Origin of the sequence: Streptomyces erythrochromogenes (genome assembly GCF_040684695.1) — a bacterium.
Taxonomy (GTDB): domain Bacteria; phylum Actinomycetota; class Actinomycetes; order Streptomycetales; family Streptomycetaceae; genus Streptomyces; species Streptomyces erythrochromogenes_C.
In genome coordinates, this window is the sequence record NZ_JBFBGM010000033.1 from 73841 (window position 1) to 91920 (window position 18080).

The window sequence follows — 18080 nt, forward strand, 5'->3', positions numbered from 1 at the left end:
CGCGGTCACTTCAACGTGCGATTCCGCCGTGTCGCATGTCCTACTACCCCACTTGGAAGCCGGAGCAGGCGATGCTCGCGTACTCCGCAGGGTCATCCTCGACGTGGTAGAAGACCACCGTCCAGTCCCCGGGGTCGGCGGACAGGGGCACGGCGGGGTACGTCTTGCCGTTCACGTGCTCCGCGAAGTCGTCCGGGTACGTGAGCGTCAGGAACTCGCCCGTCTGCCACTTGCCGTAGACGTCGACGGGCTTGCTGGTGAAGCCCACGGCCCGGTTGTCCATCGGGAACGGCTTCCCGGTCTGCGGGTCGAGGTCGTGCGGGGCCCTGACCGCGACCGACACGTAGTACGGATCGGGTCGGGTCGGACTGGTCTCGGCGTACTTGACGCGCATGCTGATCTTCACGGACTTGCCCGAGACCTCGGCGCCCGTCTGGAAATCCGCACCCGGCGGCTTCTGCTCCGGCGCCAGGTTGCACGCGCCGGTGCCGTGCGCCGCACGCTCCGGGTCGGTGGAAGGCAGCCAGAAGTAGCGCGAGATCCGGTTGCCCTCGATGTACTCGGCCGGCGGCTTGGCGGGGGCGCCCCCGGACGCGGGCGGCTCGGCCCCGGCATCCCCCGCACCCGGGGTCCGGGCGGGCGTTCCCGCGGCTCCCGCCGAGGCGTCCTTGCCCCGGCCCGCCCCGCCGTCCTCCCCGCCGCCCTCCCCGCCGAACGGGACCAGTTTCCAGGCGGCCAGCGACAGGGCCGCGGCCACCGCCACGGCCGCGACCCACACGCCCGCCCGCCCGCGCCGGGCAGCGGCCGCGGAGGCCGGAGCGGAAGCGGAGGCGTCGTGGTCGGTCGGCGGGTGGCCGTACGCAAGACCCGGCCCCTGCGTCCGCATCTCGTGCACCGGTACCGCCTCGCCCAGCGTGCCGAACCCGAGGTACACCGGGTCGTCCACCAGCGCGTCCCGCACCCCGCAGCGGCGCACGACCTCCGCCGGGTCCGGGCGCCGCGCCGGGTCCTTGGCCACGCAGGCCCCGATCAGCGCCGCCAGGCCCGGCTCCACCCCGGCCAGGTCGACCGGCTCGTGCACGGCCCGGTAGCTCACCGTCGCCGCGTCGCCCGTCCCGAACGGCGGGCGCCCGGTCGCCGCGTACGCCATCGTCGCGCCCAGGGCGAACACGTCCGCGCCGCCGTCCCCGCTCCCGCCGCCGACGAGCACCTCCGGCGCGGTGAACCCGGGGGTGCCCGGGGCCTGCCCGTCCTGGGTGAGCGCGGTGGCCCCGACGCCCTTGGCGATGCCGAAGTCGATCAGCTGCGGGCCCTGCGCGCCCAGGATGACGTTCTGCGGCTTCAGGTCCCGGTGCGTCACCCCGTGCGCGTGGACGCTCGCCAGCCCCTCGGCCAGGGCCGCGAACAGCCGCAGGCAGGTGCCCGCCGGCAGGGCCCCGCGGGCCGAGACCGCCCGGGCCAGCGTGGGCCCGGCCACGTACTCCGTGGCCAGCCAGTACGGCGCCGTCGCGAGCGAGGCGTCGATCAGGTTCGCCGTGTAGGCCGACCTGACCGCCCGCACCGTCTCGGCCTCCCGCCGGAACCGTGCCAGCGCCTCCGGGTGCCCGGTGATCTCGTCCCGGATCACCTTGACCGCGACCAGCCGCCCGCCGGGCGAGCGCCCGAGGTACACCTGGCCCATGCCTCCGGCCCCGAGCCTGGCCAGCAGCGCGTGCTCCCCGATGCGGGCCGGGTCGGTCCCCCTCAATGCCTCCATCCGCACGAGGCTGCCACACCGACTCCGGTGTGCCGCAGCGGGGTTGGCGGCGGGGGCGATGGCGGGGGCGGCGGGGGCGGGGGCGGGGGCGGCGTGGTCGGCGGCGGGGGCGGCGGGGGCCGGTTCAGCGCGGGGCGACGTACAGACTCTGCGCGCTCCGCCCGATCGGGCCCTTCTCGTCGTGGAGCCGCGCGTCCGCCAGACCGATCCCGGCCGCGTCCACGCTCGTACGGGCCTGCACGCACGCCCACTCCCCCACCGGATGGCGGTGCAGGTGGACGGTCAGGTCGCTGTTGATGAAGACGTAGGCCCCGAAGTCCATCACCGCGCTGATCCCGTTGCCCGAGTCCGCGGCGATCAGCACCCGGTCCAGCGGCCTGGTCTCCTCCCCGGCGATCAGCGGCACCTTCATCCGCATCCAGCAGGTGCCGGGCCCCCGTTCGACGAAGGCACCCTCGGTGAACCGGGTCTCCATGGCCGAGTGGTAGCCGGTCTCCCACGGCACCGGGAAGAACGGCGTCACCTCCACCTCTCCCGGCGCCGGCAGCTGCGGCCCGCTGACCACGGCCGGTACGGACTCCTCGGCGACCCGGATCCGCAGGGCCCGCGCCAGCATCACGGGCGCGGCACCCACCGGCGCGATCGCGGCCTCGACCACCTCGGTGCTGCGGCCCGAGCGCAGCACGCTGGTGGTGACCTCCAGCTCGCCGATCGGCACCGGGCGCAGGATCTCGTACGTGATCCGGGCGATCCGCATGTCCGTGCGCGCACCCGGCCGTTCCTCGACGGCCCGCCCCAGCAGCGCGGCCGGCGGACCGGCGTGCTGCGAGCCGGCGTCCCACGGCCCGCGCGTGTACTCGGTGGCGGCGAACCGCCCGGCCCCGCGCCGCTCGAAGAACCCCTCGCCGGTACCCGTGCCCGTGCCCGTGCGCTCGCCCGTACCCATGCTCATGCCCCGCACGCTACCGACAGGTAACCAGCGGCACCAGACCCGTTCCGCCCCTCAGCGGGCGAACCCGAGGCCCACCCCCAGCCCCACCAGCACCGACCCGATGGCCCGGTTGAGCGCCTTCTGCGCCTTCAGCATCCGCTCGCGCAGGCTGGAGACGGAGAAGAACACCGCCACCGCACCGAACCAGCCCAGGTGCGCCGCCGACATGAACAGCCCGTAGCCCGCCTGCTGCCACAGCGGCGTCCCCGGATCGACCACCTGCGTGAAGGTCGACACCACGAACAGCGTCGTCTTCGGGTTGAGCACGTTCGTCAGGAACCCCGACCGCATGGCCCCCAGCCGGGTCAGCTGCGGCTTCGACTCCAGGTCCACGGTCACCTCCGCCCGCGCCCGGAAGGTCCGTATCCCGATCCACACCAGGTAGGCCGCGCCCGCCAGCTTGATCACGGTGAACAGCGCGGTGGAGGAAGCGATCAGCAGACCGACCCCCAGCATCGTGTACGAGACGTGGACCAGGACGCCGGCCGCGACACCGGCGGCGGCGAACAGCCCGGTGGGCCGCCCGTAGAGGTAGCTGTTGCGGACCACCATGGCGAAATCGGCGCCGGGACTGATCACGGCGAGCAGGGTGATGACGGCGACTGCGATCACTTCTGTCATACGGCGATGCTCGCCGCCCCTCCCCTCTCGATCAACCCCTGTCCTGCGGAGCACACTTGGCGTATGAAGCTTCCGCAGCCACTCACCCTGCGCCCCTTCCGCCCGGCCGACGACACCCCCGTCCTGCGCAGCTGGGTACCCGGCCCCCTCGACCTCATGACCTGGGCCGGACCCCGCTTCACCTGGCCGCTGGACGACGCCCAGATCGCCGCGTACGCCGCCGAACCCGGCCGCCGCACCTGGACCGCCGTGGCCCCGGACGGCACCCCGCTCGGGCGCATCTCCCTCGCCGACGGCCGCCTGGGCCGCGTCCTGATTGCGCCCGGGGCCCGCGGCCGGGGTCTGGGCCGCAGGCTCGTCTCCCTCGCGGTCTCCCTCGGCTTCGACGACCTGGCCCTCACCGAGATCGAGCTGGGCGTCTGGACCCACAACACGGCCGCACTGCGCGTCTACGAGAAGCTCGGCTTCCGCACGACGGAGACCCTCGAAGCGGTCGAGACGGTCGACGGCGTGCCCTGGAGCGTCCACCGGATGCGCCTGACCGCCTCCGACCGGCGACAATGAGGACGTGCCCCAGAGCCCTCTCCCGCCCCAGCCCCTCCCGCAGCCCCTGCCCCTGCCCCTCCTGCAGGCCGACTGCGCGAACTGCTTCGCGCTGTGCTGCGTCGCCCTGCCGTTCGCCAAGTCCAGCGACTTCGCCGTGAACAAGCCCGCCGGAACACCCTGCAAGAACCTCCGGCAGGACTTCCGCTGCGGCATCCACACCCGGCTGCGCGACCAGGGCTTCCAGGGCTGCACCGTCTTCGACTGCTTCGGCGCGGGCCAGCAGGTCTCCCAGGTCACCTTCGAAGGCCGCGACTGGCGAACCCACCCCGAGACCCGGGCGGAGATGTTCGACGTCTTCCCGGTGATGCGGCAGCTCCACGAACTGCTCTTCTACGTGGACCAGGCCCTGGGCCTGCCCGACGCGGCCCCGGCCCACCCCGGCCTGCGCCGTGTGCTCGCCGAGACGCAGGAGTGGACGCGCGCCGACGCCGGGGCCCTCGCCGCCCTGGACGTCGCGGCCCTGCGCGGCCGGGTCAACACCCTGCTGCTCAAAACCAGCGAGCTCGTCCGGGCCAAGGTGCCGGGCCGCAAGAAGAACCACCGCGGCGCCGACCTGATGGGCGCCCGCCTCTCCGGGGCGAACCTGCGCGGGGCGAACCTCCGCGGCGCCTACCTGATCGCCGCCGACCTCTCCCGCGCCGACCTCCGTACGGCCGACCTGATCGGCGCGGACCTCCGCGACGCGAACCTGCGCGGCGCGGACCTGCGCGGGGCCGTCTTCCTCACCCAGCCCCAGCTGAACGCGGCCCACGGCGACCCCAAGACCCACATCCCCGCCACCCTCACCCGCCCCACCCACTGGACCTGACCCGACCGCCCCTCCAGCCCCGCCCGGCACGGAAAGCGCGGAGCCCCGCTCATCCAGCCCCGCCGGCGTTTGAGGCGCGGGGGCCCCGGTCAGTCAGCCCCGTCGGCGTTTGAGGCGCGGGGGCCCGGGGGCAGCGCCCCCGCCACGGCGCCGCACCCGGCAACCGGCAGACGGCCCCCGGACCCCAAGCCCCCGGACCCGCCGAGCCCGCGGCAGGCGAAGGGTCAGCCGGCCGACGCCGGAATCTCCTTCATCCGGTCCACGACGGCCCGGGTCATCACCGCAGTGGTGAACACGACCGTGCCCGGCTTGATCAGTCCCCCCTCGCCCGCCTCACCCCGCACCTGCACGGTCCGCTCACCGAGGTACGTCAGCGTCTGCCGGTCGAAGATCCACTCCTCCCGCTGCCCGCTCTCCTCGTCGAGCCGCGCGACCGCGAGCCCCTGGCGCCCCGCCGCGTCGACCGCGTCGTCCACGACCACCACACCGGGGATCTTCGCCGCGGCCTTGTAGAGCGCGACCGTGAGCTCGGCCGGCGGATAGCTGGAGCGCAGCAGGTCACCGATCGTGGTGAAGGCCTCCTGGTCGGGCCCGCGGCCCATCCCCCGGGTCTCGTCGTAGATCTTCTTCAGCAGCACGTCGGGATCGGTGGGCAGCCCGGCGAGGTAGTAGTAGGACGGCGCGTTGAGGTACGGGGTCGGCGTCTCGCCCTTCTCGTTCTTCCCCGCCAGCGTGATGCCCTTCGGCCCGGTGTTGCCGGGCTCGATCAGCCAGCCGTCCAGGCCGTCCGGGGAGTTCCACTGGTGGCGCATGTGCAGCTCTTCGCTGACCAGGGTGTTCTTGTTCCCGGAACTCTTCACGTACGTGTTGGCGGTCTTGCTCCCGATGTAGACGAACTGGTCCGCGCGCACCTTCGACCCGGCGCCGACCGAGGCGGCCGCCAGGGAGATCCGGTCCAGGAGCTGCACCGTCCCCCTGGCGTCGGCGGCGCCGATGCGGGTGGTCATCGCCGGACCCGTGGCGATCGTGGAGCCGCTCCCGTCCGCCGCGCCCCGGTCCACGTAGGTGAGGAACCCCGCGGCCAGCACTCCGGCCAGGGCGAAGGCAGCGGCGGGCACCAGGAACGCACGCCGCAGGAAGGGGTTGCGCCTCACTCCGCTGACGGGGGAGGCGGTGGTGGCGCCGGCCTCGGCGTCGGCGGCTCGGAGGTCTTCGTGGATCTGGGCCATCAGTCGCTCCTTGTGGAACCGGTGGCGGCCCGCGGGCAGTTCCCGTTCGGCGAACGGCAGGGGGAGGGGGTTCTCCTCCCGGCCGGCCGGGTGGCGCCGGGAAAGGTCGGCGTTCATCAGATTCCCTCCTGTGCGGACCGGACCGTCTTCGCGCGGTCGTCATATGTCTGTCGGGGCCGGGCCGCGAGTTCCCGCCGGTTCTTCCTCAGTTCCGCGTCGGCGAGTTTGCGCAGCTTCGTACGGGCCCGGGACAGCCGGGAGCGCACGGTTCCGACGGGGATGCCGAGGACCCGCGCGGCCTCGGCGTACTCCAGGCCCTCGCACAGGCACAGCAGGAGGACCTCGCGCTCGGGTCCGCGCAGCGCGCTCAACTGCTTCAGCGTGGCCGCGATCTGCTGCCGGTCGTCCAGCCGGCCGGCCACCTCCTCGGCGTGGTCCGGCACGGACGCCACCCCCGCCGCAGCCGCTGCGGCGGCCGCGGCCGCCCGGAAGCGGCGGTTGCTGCGGCAGTGGTTGCGGGCCAGGTTCGTGGTGATCCCCAGCAGCCAGGGCCGCAGGGAGCCACCCTCGGGATCGACCGTGCCGCGCAGCCGCCACGCCTCCATGAAGGCCGCCGACATGACGTCCTCCGCGACGGCCCAGTCCCCGGTCATCCGGAAGGCATGGTTGTAGAGGGTGCGGGAGTAGCTGTCGAACAGCTCCGCATAGGCGTCCGGATCCCCGGACCGCACCCGAGTTCGCATCTCTGTGGTCACTCCTGTCGGCTGTCCGGCACCCACCACGGAGTTCCCGTGACCCCCGTCACACCCACCGCACACCCCGGAAACACCCTACGAACCCCGCCGGGCCCCGCCCGCACCCCACCACCCAGCCCGAGCCCCCAAGCTCCCGAGCTCCCCGGCCGAACACCCAGCGCGACGCCCAGGAGCCCGGCATCCCGGCAAACCTGCCGGCTCAGCTCCCCGCCGCCCGGCCGAACAGCCGGCCCGGCGCACAGCCGATCGGCAGCCAGGCCCCCGGTCGTCCCGACGGCGCAGCCGCCCCATACCCCAGCCTCCCCCCGACGCCGCAGATCACCTGCTCACGACGCACGGCCGCCCCGGCACGCGGCGCCCCAGCCGCACCGAAGGCAGGGCGGCCCGCCCGGGCCAGCCCGTCAGCGCCCGGGCCGCCGATCAGGCTGTGTCCCCCCGGCCGGCCCGCGCCAGGAAGCCCCGCACCGCGGCGTAGTACCCCTCCGGGTCCCCCTCCCGCACCACGTGCCCCGCCGGCAGCTCCACCAGCCGCACCCCCGCCCTCCGTACCGTCATCTCCCGCGCGTGCTCCGCCGACAGCACCCCGCTCCGGTCCCCCCGCACCAGCAGCGTCGGCCGCTGCACCCGCAGCCAGTCCCCCCAGTGGTCCCCGTTGAGCTCCCGCTGGGACGCCACCATGTCCTCCACCTCGAACGCGGCCCCCCACCCGTCCGGATGCTCCCGTACCGACCCCTCCAGATACGGCGCCGAGCTGCCCACCCCCGCCAGGAACCCGGCCCGGGTCCCGGCCCGCCGCGGCCAGGCCCGCGCGAACGACAGGTCGTCCTCGACCACCGCCCCGATGTCCTCGACCACCACCGCCCGCACGAGATCCGGCCGCCGGGCCGCCAGCTGGTACGCCGTGACCCCGCCCAGCGAATGCCCCAGTACCACCGCCGGCCCCAGCCCCACGTGCTCCAGGAGGGCGGCCGCGTCCGCGACGTACCCCTCCCGCGTGTACTCCCCCGCCCGGTCGGAATCACCGTGCCCGCGCTGGTCCAGGGCGATCACCCGCCACGCCGGACCCACCTCCCGGGCCAGCCGCTCGAAGGCGGCCCCCGACCCGAAGTGCCCGTGCAGCGCCAGCAACGGCGCGCCCGGCCCGCCGAAGTCCGTGTAGGCCAGGCGCCGTCCGCCCTCGGCCACCATCACCCCCGGCAGCGGCCCCAGCTTGTCGATGACCCGCTGCCGCAGCAGCTGGTACTCCTCCCAGCGCCGGTTCAGCCGACCGCCCGGCCGCTTCACCACGCGCCCGGGCGTCACCGTCTCGCCCCGCCGGAACTGCTCCCGCGTCAGATCGATGCGGATGCCGCCGGGCATCAGGTTCCACCAGTGGTAGCCCTCCTGGCGGCCCTCGTGGAACACCTCTCCCAGCACCAGGTCCCCGCCCACGAGGTCCTGCACGACCAGGGCTGTGATGTCACATTGCCCCCAGGCCGGATTCTCCGGAGTCCAGGGAATCCGGCTGATGTCGGCCGGCTCGGTGGTGTCCGCGGACCACCCCGCCCGAATGGCCGCCTCGAGATCCGCAAGAGTCCAGGTAGTCGTCATCCCTCCAGCCTGCCGCACCCCACTGACAACGCGGCGGCAGCCACGAGGCTCAGGGATTGATGACCGCGGCCCAGCCCAGGGTGCAGGTCAGCGTCAGCGTGCACGAGGTCTCGAAGACCGCCCCGGCCGTGGTGAGCACCTTCACGTAGACCCGGTCGGCGACCTTGACGGACACCCCGCAGGCGTTCCGCGGATACCCCGGCGTCTGCCGGTAGTTGGTCAGGTCCTTCCACGCGTACGCACCGGTCGGCGCGCTCCGGTAGCCGACGTACGTCCTGCCCCGGGTCAGTGCCGCGCTGTACTCGGCACCCGACATCGACCCCGGCACCCCGACCGTGTCGATGTCCACGCACGGCCCCGGCGGCCCGGGAGGCCCCGCCGGACCCCGCTCCGCCTTCGGCTTCGTCCCCCCGCGCTGCGCCGGACAGGCCGTACCGCGGGCACCGGCCGCCCCCTTCGGCTTGCCCTTCGCCGCAGCGGCCCCGGTCTTCTTCCCGCACACCTCGGCGGCCGCCGCCGACTCCCGCACACCCACGGCGTCCGCGACGTCCGCGGCCGCCACGGGCGCCGAAACACCGCCGAGCACCAGCACCAACGGCACGGCCAGCCCCGCGGCCGGCCACAGGCGCCGACCCGCCCTGATCAAGGAATCCATCCTTCACTCCCTGCGTCGTCCTACCTGACGACGTGGAGCTTCACCCGCGATCCCGCGTACGGATGGATGACTGACGGAATGTCGGACATATGTCAGCGAGTCGGCCCAACGACACGCGACCCCGCTGCTCCGAACGGCGGCCCCTCACCCCACCCGCCGTACGCCGAGAGGACAATCATTGCCCGGCGTCACCCCCCGTGATACACAGAGTGACCGCACGTTCTTGCGCACGGACGGCAGCCCGGCCCAGGTCAGAGCGCGGAAGCCGGTCGCGGGCCGCGAGATCGGGTAAAGAGAGCCGACAAGTCGACGACGGCGGCGGTTTCATCAGCGAAGATAGTGCGTGACCCCTGCCGTCGGGCAGCGGGCATCCGGAACTACCCATACAGGGGCGGTGAGTTACATGATCCTGGCAGCCGAAAAGGGCGACATCACCACCATCATCGGCGGAATCGCCCCGAACTGGGGGCCGTTCGGCAGTCTCGGCAACGAAGCGAAGGTCATGATCGAGGTGGTCATGGCCGTGGCGATCCTCCTCTGCCTCGGCATCGCCATCTGGGGCGCGGCCAAACAGCGCATCGGCGCGACCGCCCTGCGCGACACGTTCAGCGCGGAACAGGGCAAGGGCCTGATCGTGGCCGGCCTCACGGGCGTCTTCATCATCGGCTCCCTCGGCACGCTCTTCACGATCGTCTACGGAATGGCCGTCTAGCCCGACCGACCACCGGTGGCCCCGACCTGATGAGGACTCACCACACCGCATCCACGCGGGAACCAGCGCTACCGTCGTACGACGCGGAGGGGGCGGAAACGGAATGAGCAACGACGACCAGTACGGCGGCGCCGGCTACGGCGAGGTCGGCGGCACGGGCCAGACCCGCACCCGCCTCCCCGAAGCCCCCGCCGACCCGTACGGCCCCGCCCGCCGCACCTCCCGCGCCCCCCGCAGCCTGGTCACCGTGGTCGGCGTGGTGGTCCTCCTGATCGCCGCCATCGCCTTCGCCAACCAGGCCCCGGACACCCCCGACGACCGCCCCTCGGACGACGCCCCGGCCGCCACCTCCACCACCCCCACGGGCACGAACCCGGTCACCGGCACGTCCGCCGGCATCCCGAAGGGCTTCGCCCACGACGAACAGGGCGCCCAATCGGCGGCCGCCAACTACGCGGTGGCCCTCGGCTCCGACGGCATGTTCCGCAAGAACACCCGCCACGCCCTCGTCGACGGCATCTACGCACCCGACGTGGCGTCCAGAATGAAGGGCCCGCAGGACGAGGCGTACTCGGCGGCCTTCCTCGCCAAGCTCGGCCTCGACCCGAACGGAAACGCCCCCCAGGGCAGCACCTTCGTCACCCGCACCGTCCCGATCGGCACCCGCGTGGAGAGCTACACGCCGACCGCCGCCAAGGTCTCCGTCTGGTACACCGGCCTGATCGGCATGTCCGGCACCAAGTCCACCGACCCGGTCCGGACCCTCTGGAAGACCTGGACCTTCGAGCTGAGTTGGATCGGCGAGGACTGGAAAGTCGTCGACGACACCCAACAGGACGGGCCCGCCCCGGTTCCCGGCGATGTCCCCGTGTCGACGTCCGACGACATGAGCAAGGCCATCAAGGAATTCGGAGGATTCACCTATGCCCGCTAGCCTCCGGCTTCCCGCCCGCCTGGGCGTGATCGCCTCCGCCCACCTGGCCCTCGCAGCCCTGGCAACCCGCGCCCACGCCGCTCCCACACCGACACCCTCCCCGTCGGCCCCCACACCGCAGGCCACCAACGACCCCTGCGCCCTCCTCGACGGCCCCTCCAAGCAGTACTGCCAGAACGGCACGGGCGCATCCGGCGGCACACCCGGAACCGGTCTCGCCCCCAGCGACGGCGGAGACGCCCTCAACCCCCTCGCCTCCCTCGCCAAGGGCTGCGCCGACGCCGCCGCCTGGATCGTCACCAAGCTCAGCGAAGCGGTCAAGGGCAGCGCCAACGTCGACTTCACCAACGCCACCTTCCTCAAGCAGTACGCCGTCGTCTTCGCCGCCTCCACCATCCTCACGCTCGTCCTGTGGCTCTTCGCCGTCGCCAAGCGAGCCGTCCGCGGCGTCCCCCTCACCACCGCCCTCTCCGAAGCCATCGGCTTCCTCTGGCTCACCGTCCTGGCCTCCGCCTTCACCCCCCTGATCCTCTACACCGTCGTCTCCGCGACCGACGGCGTCACCGAGGTCATCGCCTCCGCCACCGGCGGCCAGACCGACGTCTTCTTCGGCTCCTTCTCAGAGGCCCTCAAGAAGGGCAACGACATCGGCGGCGGCCCGATCATGCTGATCGTCGTCTCCCTCGTCACCGTCCTCGCCGCCGGCATCCTCTTCCTCGAACTCTTCATCCGCGCCGCCCTCCTCTACGTCGGCGCCCTCCTCGGCGTCGTCGTCTACTCCGGGCTCGTCGACCGCAACCTCTGGGGCCACGTCCGCCGCTGGGCCGGCATCATGATCGCCGTCATCCTCGTGAAGCCGGTCATCGTGATCGTCCTCGGCCTCGCCGGCGCCCTCACCGGCGAACAAGGCCCCAACGCCTTCTCCGCCGTCGTCACCGGCCTCTCCATCATCCTCCTGGCGATCTTCGCCTCCGCGATGATCTACCGCTTCGTCCCCGGCTTCGGCGACGAGATCGCCTCCGCCCGCGCCGGCCGCAGCAAGGCCACCGACGGAGCCCAGGCAGCCGCCGTCATCAGCTCCCCGGCCTCCCTCGTCTCCCAGGGCATCAAGACCCACAGCAGCCGCGGCGCCCACCGCGGAGGCGACGGCGGCGGCAGCGCAGCGCCCCGCCCCGCCAACCCCCTCTCCGGAGGCGTGGCCGCCCACAGCAGCCGCCCCACCTCCGGCGGCGGGGGCGGCGGCGGATCTGTCCCCTCCGCCGCACCCCCGCCCCGCACGAGCTCGAGCACGAGGAACACAGGAGGTGACGGGCGTTGACGACCCAGTCCCACCAGCTGCACCCGGTCGCGCCCCGCCGCACGTATCTCATCGGCCGCGCCCGGCCGAACGCGATCGTCGGCAAGAACCGCGAGACCGGCGAGATCGCCCTCATCATCACCGGGGCGTTCTTCGGCATGATGAGCGGACTGCTCGTCCCCGACCTCACCCTGCGCATCGTCAGCCTGGTCGGCTTCCCCATGCTCGCGCTCGCCGCCGTCTACGTCCCGTACAAGGGCCGCACCTTCTACCGCTGGTTCGAGATCAACCGCAGCTACAAGCGCACCCTGCGCCGCGGCACCACCTACCGCTCCGGCGCCATGGAAGCCGGCATCCGCGCCGCCGACGGCCGCGAGGTCGAAGTCGGCCCGCCCCCCGGCATCGGACGCATCAACTGGCTCGCCGCCCCCTTCGGCCCCGACGAGATCGCCGTACTCCTCCACGCCGACCGCCGCACCGTCACCGCCGCCATCGAGATCGAGGGCCCCGGCGTCGGCCTGCGCGACAGCGAGGACCAGGAAGCCCTCGTCGACCGCTTCGGCACCCTCCTCAAGCACGTCGCCAACGGCGACGGCTTCGTCACCCGCCTGCAGATGCTCGCCCGCACCCTGCCCGCCGACCCCGACGCCCACGCCAAGGACGTCGCCCAGCGCGGCGACACCCAGGCCCCCGTCTGGCTGCGCGACTCCTACGACCAGCTCCAGTCGATGGTGTCCACCTCCTCCGAGCAGCACCGCGCCTACCTCGTCGCCTGCATGCACTACACCCGCGACCTGGCCGCCGAAGCCGTCACCATCGCCCGCGCCTCCACCCCCCACAAGGGCCGCAAGCTCGACCGCGACGCCGGCCTCGCCATCGTCATGGCCCGCGAGCTCACCGACATCTGCGCCCGCCTCGCCGAAGCCGACATCCGCGTCCGCCAGCCCCTCGGCCAGGGCCGCCTCGCCTCCCTCGTGCACTCCATGTACGACCCGGACCACCCCATCGACCACATCCAGGCCATGACCAAGCGCAACGCCTGGCCCGCCGAACTCGACGCCGTCGAACCGACCTTCCTCCAGGCCAAGACCCGCGAGTCCTCCACCCGCGCCCCCTGGTGCCACGCCACCGCCTGGGTCAAGGAATGGCCCATGACCCCCGTCGGCGTGAACTTCCTCGCCCCCCTCCTCGTCCACACCCCCGACGTCATCCGCACCGTCGCCGTCACCATGGACCTGGAGCCCACCGAGGTCGCCATCGAGCGCATGCTCACCGAGAAGACCAACGACGAGGCCGACGCCTCCCGCGCCGCCAAGATGAACCGCACCGTCGACCCCCGCGACATCGCCGCACACGGCCGGCTCGACCAAAGAGGTGAAGATCTCGCCAGCGGCGCTGCCGGAGTCAACCTGGTCGGGTACATCACGGTGTCCTCGCGTTCACCGGAGGCCCTCGCCCGCGACAAGCGCACCATCCGCGCCTCCGCCGGCAAGTCCTACCTGAAGCTGGAGTGGTGCGACCGCGAGCACCACCGCGCCTTCGTCAACACCCTGCCGTTCGCCACCGGCATCCGACGCTAGCTGGAGGGAAAGCCGCCCATGCGAGATCCCATGACAGCGCTGACGGACGCCTTCACCAGCTTCCTCTTCGGCAAAGTCGAAACCACGCGCCTGCCCGTACGCACCTCCACCGGGCAGGCGCAAGCCGTCTACCTGCCCACCGCCGCCCCCGGCCTCGGCGACTCCGGCGTCATCATCGGCCGCGAGGTCTACAGCGGCAAGGGCTACATCTACGACCCCTTCCAGCTGTACGGCCAGCAGCTCCCCGCCCCCCACTGGCTGGTCCTCGGCGAATCCGGCAACGGCAAGTCCGCCCTGGAGAAGACCTACGTCCTGCGCCAGCTCCGCTTCAAGGACCGCCAGGTCGTCGTCCTCGACGCCCAGGGCGAGGACGGCGTCGGCGAATGGAACCTGATCGCCCAGCAGCTGGGGATAACCCCCATCCGCCTGGACCCGATCGCCGCCAACGACTCCGGGATCCGCCTCAACCCCCTCGACCCGGCCATCACCACGACCGGCCAGCTCGCCCTGCTCCGGACCATCATCGAGGTGGCCATGGGCCACGGCCTCGACGAGCGCGCCGGCTTCGCCCTCAAGGTCGCCCACGCCTACGTCGTCGACAGCATCCGGGACCGCCAGCCCGTCCTCACCGACATCGTGGAACAACTGCGCCACCCCGAGGCCGAATCCGCGCTCGCGATGAACGTCGACATAGACGACGTCCGGGCCTGGGGCCTCGACGTGGCGCTCGTCCTCGACCGCCTCGTCGACGGCGACCTGCGCGGCATGTTCGACGGCCCCACGACCGTCGGCATCGACCTCGACGCGCCCCTGATCGTCTTCGACCTCTCCCACATCGACCGCAACTCCATCGCCATGCCCATCCTCATGGCGATCGTCGGCGTGTGGCTGGAGCACACCTGGATCCGGCCCGACCGCAAGAAGCGCATCTTCCTCGTCGAAGAGGCCTGGCACATCATCAACAGCCCCTTCGTCGCCCAGCTCTTCCAGCGCCTCCTGAAGTTCGGCCGCCGCCTCGGCCTGTCCTTCGTCGCCGTCGTCCACCACCTCTCCGACGTCGTCGACGGCGCCGCCGCCCGCGAAGCCGCGGCCATCCTCAAGATGGCCTCCACCCGCACCATCTACGCCCAGAAAGCCGACGAGGCCCGCGCCACAGGCCGCGTACTGGGCCTGCCCCGCTGGGCCGTCGAGATCATCCCGACCCTCACCCCCGGCATCGCCGTCTGGGACGTCAACGGCAACGTCCAGGTCGTCAAACACCTGATCACCGAAGCCGAACGCCCCCTGGTCTTCACCGACCGCGCCATGACCGAGTCCTCCACCCAGGCCCGCCTCCCCGCGGACCTCCTCGCCGCCGAACTGGAAGCGGAGGAACGCGCCCTGTCCATCGAACGCAGCCGCGGCAGCGGCAGCCCCGGATCCGCGACCACGGTGGCCTGACCATGCACGACGCACGACGTACGGAGCCCCCCGCGCGCGGCGGCGGCATCCCGGACGGCCTGCTGGTCGCCCTGCTGGCCTTCCTCCTCGGCCTGGCCGTCCTCGTCTGGACGGCCACCGGCCTGGCCGCCCTCTTCGCCAAGGGATCCTGGCCCGACACCGTCACCTTCACCCGGACCCCGACGGCCGTCCGCGCCCTGATAGCGCAACCGCACGACATCCCGGCCGCCTGGCCCGACACCGACCCCGCGGCCCTCTCCGGCTGGGGCCTGTTCTGGGGCCTGTTCGTCAGCCAGCTGCTGATCCTCTTCGTCCTGACGGTCTTCGTCATCGGCGTCGTGGCCCGCACCAAGGCCCGCCGCGCCCTGGCGAAGCACCCGGCCGCGGACCCCGCACCCCACGAGCCCGCCCCCGTTCCGGCCCAGGCACCAGCACCGGTGCCCGCCGTCCTACCGGCGGCGGCGGTCCCGGCGGCGGCCTCCGCGAGTCCAGTCCTGCCGGCGACCGATCCGGCCCCGCCGGCGTTCGAGACGCGGGGGCCCGGGGGCAGCGCCCCCGCCACCCCCACCGGCCCGAACGACGAGGCCTACCGCTACGGCTTCGGCTACGCCCCCGCCCCGGCAGCCACCACCGTCACCCCCGCCCCCGCCCCGCACGGGAACACGCAGGGGATCACGTACGCCGGCCCCGACGACCGCCTGCGCGCCGCAGCCCAGCGCATCGCGGAGACGGAGGGAGCCGCCCTCGTCGTGACCTCCTCCCCCGTCCTCTGGGCCGAGACCAAGGACGCCCGCGCCAAACTCGGCCCGGTCCTCCTCTACGACCCCTCCCACCTGTGCGACACCCCGGCCCGCATGCACTGGAACCCCGCCGAGGGCTGCGCCGACCGCGACACCGCCGCCGCCCGCGCCACGGCCCTGCTGGCCCCCGTACGCCCGCAGGCCCGGATGGACGAAGCGATGGCCGACACCGCCGAAACGCTCCTGCGCAGCTGGCTCCAGGCGGCCGCCCTCGACGAGGGCCCGTTCAAGCAGCTCCACCGCTGGGCCCAGGGCAACAGCGCCCAGGACCCGGTACGCATCCTGCGCACCCACCCCCGGGCCGCCGCGGGCGCGGCGGGCGAACTGGAGAGCGCCCTCACCGCACACCCCGAACGCCGCGAGCTCGCCCAGAACCTGACGGCCCGTGCCCTCTCCTGCCTGACCTCGATCCACATCCGTGAGGCCTGCAACACGAACCGAACGGATTCGCTCACCCTGGCTTCGTTCCTGTCCGAAGGGGGCACCCTGTATGTGGTGGGTGAAGCACTGGAGGACCCTCGCACCCACCCGGGTGCGATGCCGTTGCTGACCGCACTCGCCTCTCACGTGGTCGAGCACGGCCGCCGCATGGCCGCACGGTCATCCCACGGTCGGCTCGACCCACCACTCTCCCTGGTCCTGGACGATGTGGCGGCCGTGGCCCCGATCCCCCAGCTCCCGGAACTGCTGACCGGGGACACGCTTCCCCTCCTCACCCTGTGCCGCAGCCGCGAACAGGCCCGCTCCCGCTGGCCCGGAGCCCTCTAGACGGTGCCGGGCCGCCGGAGCGCGTACTCCAGCTCCTTGGCGGCCGGGTTCCCGGGCACCGGCACGACGGTGCCCGTCGCCTCGAACCCGTACTTCCGGTAGAAGGCGCCGGCGCGCCCGTTGTCCTCGTGCACGAAGAGCCGTACGCGTTCCAGCACCGGCTGCTCCAGTCCCCAGGCCCACTCCAGCGCGGCAGCGAACAGGGCCTCGGTCAGCCCCGTCCCGCGCTGCTCGGGCCGTACGAACACCCCGACCAGATGCCCCTGTGTGCGCTCGACGTCCTGGTCGAAGAAATCGACGGTCCCGCCCTCCTCGACGAGCACGGACACCGTGCCGACCCAGCGCCCGTCGACGCCTTCCGCGACGAACTGCCGGGCGGCCCGCCCGTGCGACGCGCCCTCGGCCCGCCCCTGCCAGAACTCGTCGGAGTGTCCCTCGGCCTGCTCCACCGTCTCCAGGAACGCGACCGGAGCGGCCGGGTCCTTGAGACCGGCGATCCGCAGCTCCTTGACCTTCTCCCACTCTTCGGCGCGCACCGGACGTATCACGTACTGGACTTCGTTCATGAGCGGAGATCCTAGCCAGCCGTCCGCCAGACTTCACTCATGATTCCGCACGTCAGAGCCATCGAGCACGTGACAGCCCGGTCCTTCGGCAGCCCCTTGGACCCGGCCGTCGCGGTGACCTTGAACTTCCACCCCGACCGCTGGTCCGGCGACCGCCCGATCCTCGTCTCCCTGGCCGAGGACGGCGTGTACCGCTCGCAGTTCGTCACGGGCACGGGCAACGGCGGCCTCACCGCCCACCCGGGCGGCGCCCGCTGGCAGTGGGAGAGCCGCATATTCGGCGGGGCGTACGACGACGCCCCGCCCGAAGCCCGCCCGGTGTACGGCGCCTTGAACTTCCGCGACAACCCGGCCGGCGCCGCTCCCCGCTTCGGCTCGGCCCACTTCCGCCTCACACCGGAAGCCCTGCCGCGGACGACCTTCTGCTACCCGGACAGCTACCTCGAACCGGAATCCTTCGGCGTCGCGGACCGCATGTCCCTGACCGCCCTGGCCGAGGCCGACGACCAGGACGCCCTCGACGACTACATCGAGGCCCAGGTCCACACCCCGGTCCTGCTGGAACGCGACGTCGCCGCTCTCGTACTGGACCCCAGCTACCGCGGCACGCCGGTCGAGGCCGCGGCCGCCCGGCTCCCCTGCCCGACCGAATGGCACCCGGGCTTCGAGCTCACGGTCGAAGAACTCCGCCGCCATCCCGCATACCGCGGCCAGGAGTACGTCGACCTGGGCGCCGAAATCGCCGTCGCAGGCCGGCTGACCCCCTACGTCCTCGGCGAAGCGGCCCGCACGGGCCGCCACGACGAACAGGCCCTCAAGCGGGTCTGGCACTATCTGGCCCGCTTCGGCATGCGACAAAAGCACTCCGCGAAAAGCCCCTGAACGCAGAAAAGCCCCGCACCATGACGGTGCGGGGCTTTCCCACAATGATTGTTCGGCGGCGTCCTACTCTCCCACAGGGTCCCCCCTGCA

17 protein-coding genes are annotated in these 18080 nt (G+C 72.6%); 9 read left to right on the plus strand and 8 right to left on the minus strand.

The annotated features are described in order from the left end of the window. Positions 1 to 43: 43 nt before the first annotated feature. The 3 genes from AB0O53_RS33840 to AB0O53_RS33850 all read right to left on the minus strand — a co-directional run bounded on the left by AB0O53_RS33840 (position 44) and on the right by AB0O53_RS33850 (position 3368). Positions 44 to 1756, minus strand: coding sequence for a serine/threonine-protein kinase (locus AB0O53_RS33840; protein ID WP_365200792.1), 1713 nt, complete (start codon positions 1754 to 1756; stop codon positions 44 to 46). 124 nt (positions 1757 to 1880) lie between these two features. After that, positions 1881 to 2708, minus strand: coding sequence for a thioesterase family protein (locus AB0O53_RS33845; RefSeq protein ID WP_365200795.1), 828 nt, complete (start codon positions 2706 to 2708; stop codon positions 1881 to 1883). A 51-nt stretch (positions 2709 to 2759) separates the two neighbouring features. Next, positions 2760 to 3368 carry a LysE family translocator gene (locus tag AB0O53_RS33850; RefSeq protein ID WP_350998511.1) on the minus strand — a complete coding sequence of 203 codons (609 nt, stop codon included), beginning with the start codon at positions 3366 to 3368 and terminating at the stop codon, positions 2760 to 2762. Positions 3369 to 3431: 63 nt separating this feature from the next. On the opposite strand from AB0O53_RS33850, the gene AB0O53_RS33855 reads away from it, so the two are divergent. After that, positions 3432 to 3932, plus strand: coding sequence for a GNAT family N-acetyltransferase (locus tag AB0O53_RS33855; protein WP_365200798.1), 501 nt, complete (start codon positions 3432 to 3434; stop codon positions 3930 to 3932). Positions 3933 to 3936: 4 nt separating this feature from the next. Beyond that, on the plus strand, positions 3937 to 4782 hold the full coding sequence (locus AB0O53_RS33860; protein WP_365200801.1) for a pentapeptide repeat-containing protein: 846 nt from the start codon (positions 3937 to 3939) through the stop codon (positions 4780 to 4782). A 224-nt stretch (positions 4783 to 5006) separates the two neighbouring features. Here AB0O53_RS33860 and AB0O53_RS33865 read toward each other — a convergent pair whose 3' ends face one another. The 4 genes from AB0O53_RS33865 to AB0O53_RS33880 all read right to left on the minus strand — a co-directional run bounded on the left by AB0O53_RS33865 (position 5007) and on the right by AB0O53_RS33880 (position 9011). Continuing rightward, on the minus strand, positions 5007 to 6128 hold the full coding sequence (locus tag AB0O53_RS33865) for a CU044_5270 family protein (protein ID WP_365200804.1): 1122 nt from the start codon (positions 6126 to 6128) through the stop codon (positions 5007 to 5009). After that, complete coding sequence (locus AB0O53_RS33870; protein ID WP_365200807.1) at positions 6128 to 6754, minus strand: RNA polymerase sigma factor; 627 nt, start codon at positions 6752 to 6754, stop codon at positions 6128 to 6130. Before AB0O53_RS33870 ends, AB0O53_RS33865 begins: the two co-directional genes overlap by 1 nt. 432 nt (positions 6755 to 7186) lie before the next feature. Beyond that, the gene (locus tag AB0O53_RS33875; RefSeq protein ID WP_434094456.1) at positions 7187 to 8356 is read right to left on the minus strand and encodes an alpha/beta fold hydrolase; all 1170 of its coding nucleotides are present in this window, start codon (positions 8354 to 8356) and stop codon (positions 7187 to 7189) included. Positions 8357 to 8405: 49 nt separating this feature from the next. Then, positions 8406 to 9011: a hypothetical protein gene (locus AB0O53_RS33880; RefSeq protein WP_350998495.1), complete on the minus strand. Its 606-nt coding sequence runs from the start codon at positions 9009 to 9011 to the stop codon at positions 8406 to 8408. 403 nt (positions 9012 to 9414) lie between these two features. On the opposite strand from AB0O53_RS33880, the gene AB0O53_RS33885 reads away from it, so the two are divergent. From AB0O53_RS33885 to AB0O53_RS33910, 6 genes are all read left to right on the plus strand, one after another. Further along, a complete protein-coding gene (locus AB0O53_RS33885; RefSeq protein ID WP_008742356.1) occupies positions 9415 to 9723 on the plus strand; it encodes a DUF8827 family protein in 309 nt (102 codons plus the stop codon). A 103-nt stretch (positions 9724 to 9826) separates the two neighbouring features. Next, the gene (locus AB0O53_RS33890; protein ID WP_365200811.1) at positions 9827 to 10657 is read left to right on the plus strand and encodes a DUF8175 domain-containg protein; all 831 of its coding nucleotides are present in this window, start codon (positions 9827 to 9829) and stop codon (positions 10655 to 10657) included. After that, positions 10647 to 11975 carry a hypothetical protein gene (locus AB0O53_RS33895; protein WP_365200814.1) on the plus strand — a complete coding sequence of 443 codons (1329 nt, stop codon included), beginning with the start codon at positions 10647 to 10649 and terminating at the stop codon, positions 11973 to 11975. The genes AB0O53_RS33890 and AB0O53_RS33895 overlap by 11 nt, the downstream gene beginning before the upstream one ends. Continuing rightward, positions 11972 to 13534 (plus strand): SCO6880 family protein, encoded by a 1563-nt coding sequence (locus AB0O53_RS33900; protein WP_350998489.1) that lies wholly within the window; start codon positions 11972 to 11974, stop codon positions 13532 to 13534. The genes AB0O53_RS33895 and AB0O53_RS33900 overlap by 4 nt, the downstream gene beginning before the upstream one ends. A gap of 18 nt (positions 13535 to 13552) precedes the next feature. Then, positions 13553 to 14974, plus strand: a complete 1422-nt coding sequence (locus AB0O53_RS33905; RefSeq protein WP_350998486.1) for an ATP-binding protein — start codon at positions 13553 to 13555, stop codon at positions 14972 to 14974. A gap of 2 nt (positions 14975 to 14976) precedes the next feature. Further along, positions 14977 to 16542, plus strand: a complete 1566-nt coding sequence (locus AB0O53_RS33910; protein WP_365200817.1) for a P-loop NTPase family protein — start codon at positions 14977 to 14979, stop codon at positions 16540 to 16542. On the opposite strand, the gene AB0O53_RS33915 is transcribed toward AB0O53_RS33910, so the two are convergent. Next, entirely contained in the window at positions 16539 to 17108 is a 570-nt protein-coding gene (locus tag AB0O53_RS33915) for a GNAT family N-acetyltransferase (protein ID WP_365200820.1), read from the minus strand. The two genes, AB0O53_RS33910 and AB0O53_RS33915, sit on opposite strands and share 4 nt — an antisense overlap. A gap of 39 nt (positions 17109 to 17147) precedes the next feature. On the opposite strand from AB0O53_RS33915, the gene AB0O53_RS33920 reads away from it, so the two are divergent. After that, the gene (locus tag AB0O53_RS33920; protein ID WP_365200822.1) at positions 17148 to 17990 is read left to right on the plus strand and encodes a DUF3626 domain-containing protein; all 843 of its coding nucleotides are present in this window, start codon (positions 17148 to 17150) and stop codon (positions 17988 to 17990) included. Positions 17991 to 18080: the final 90 nt, after the last annotated feature.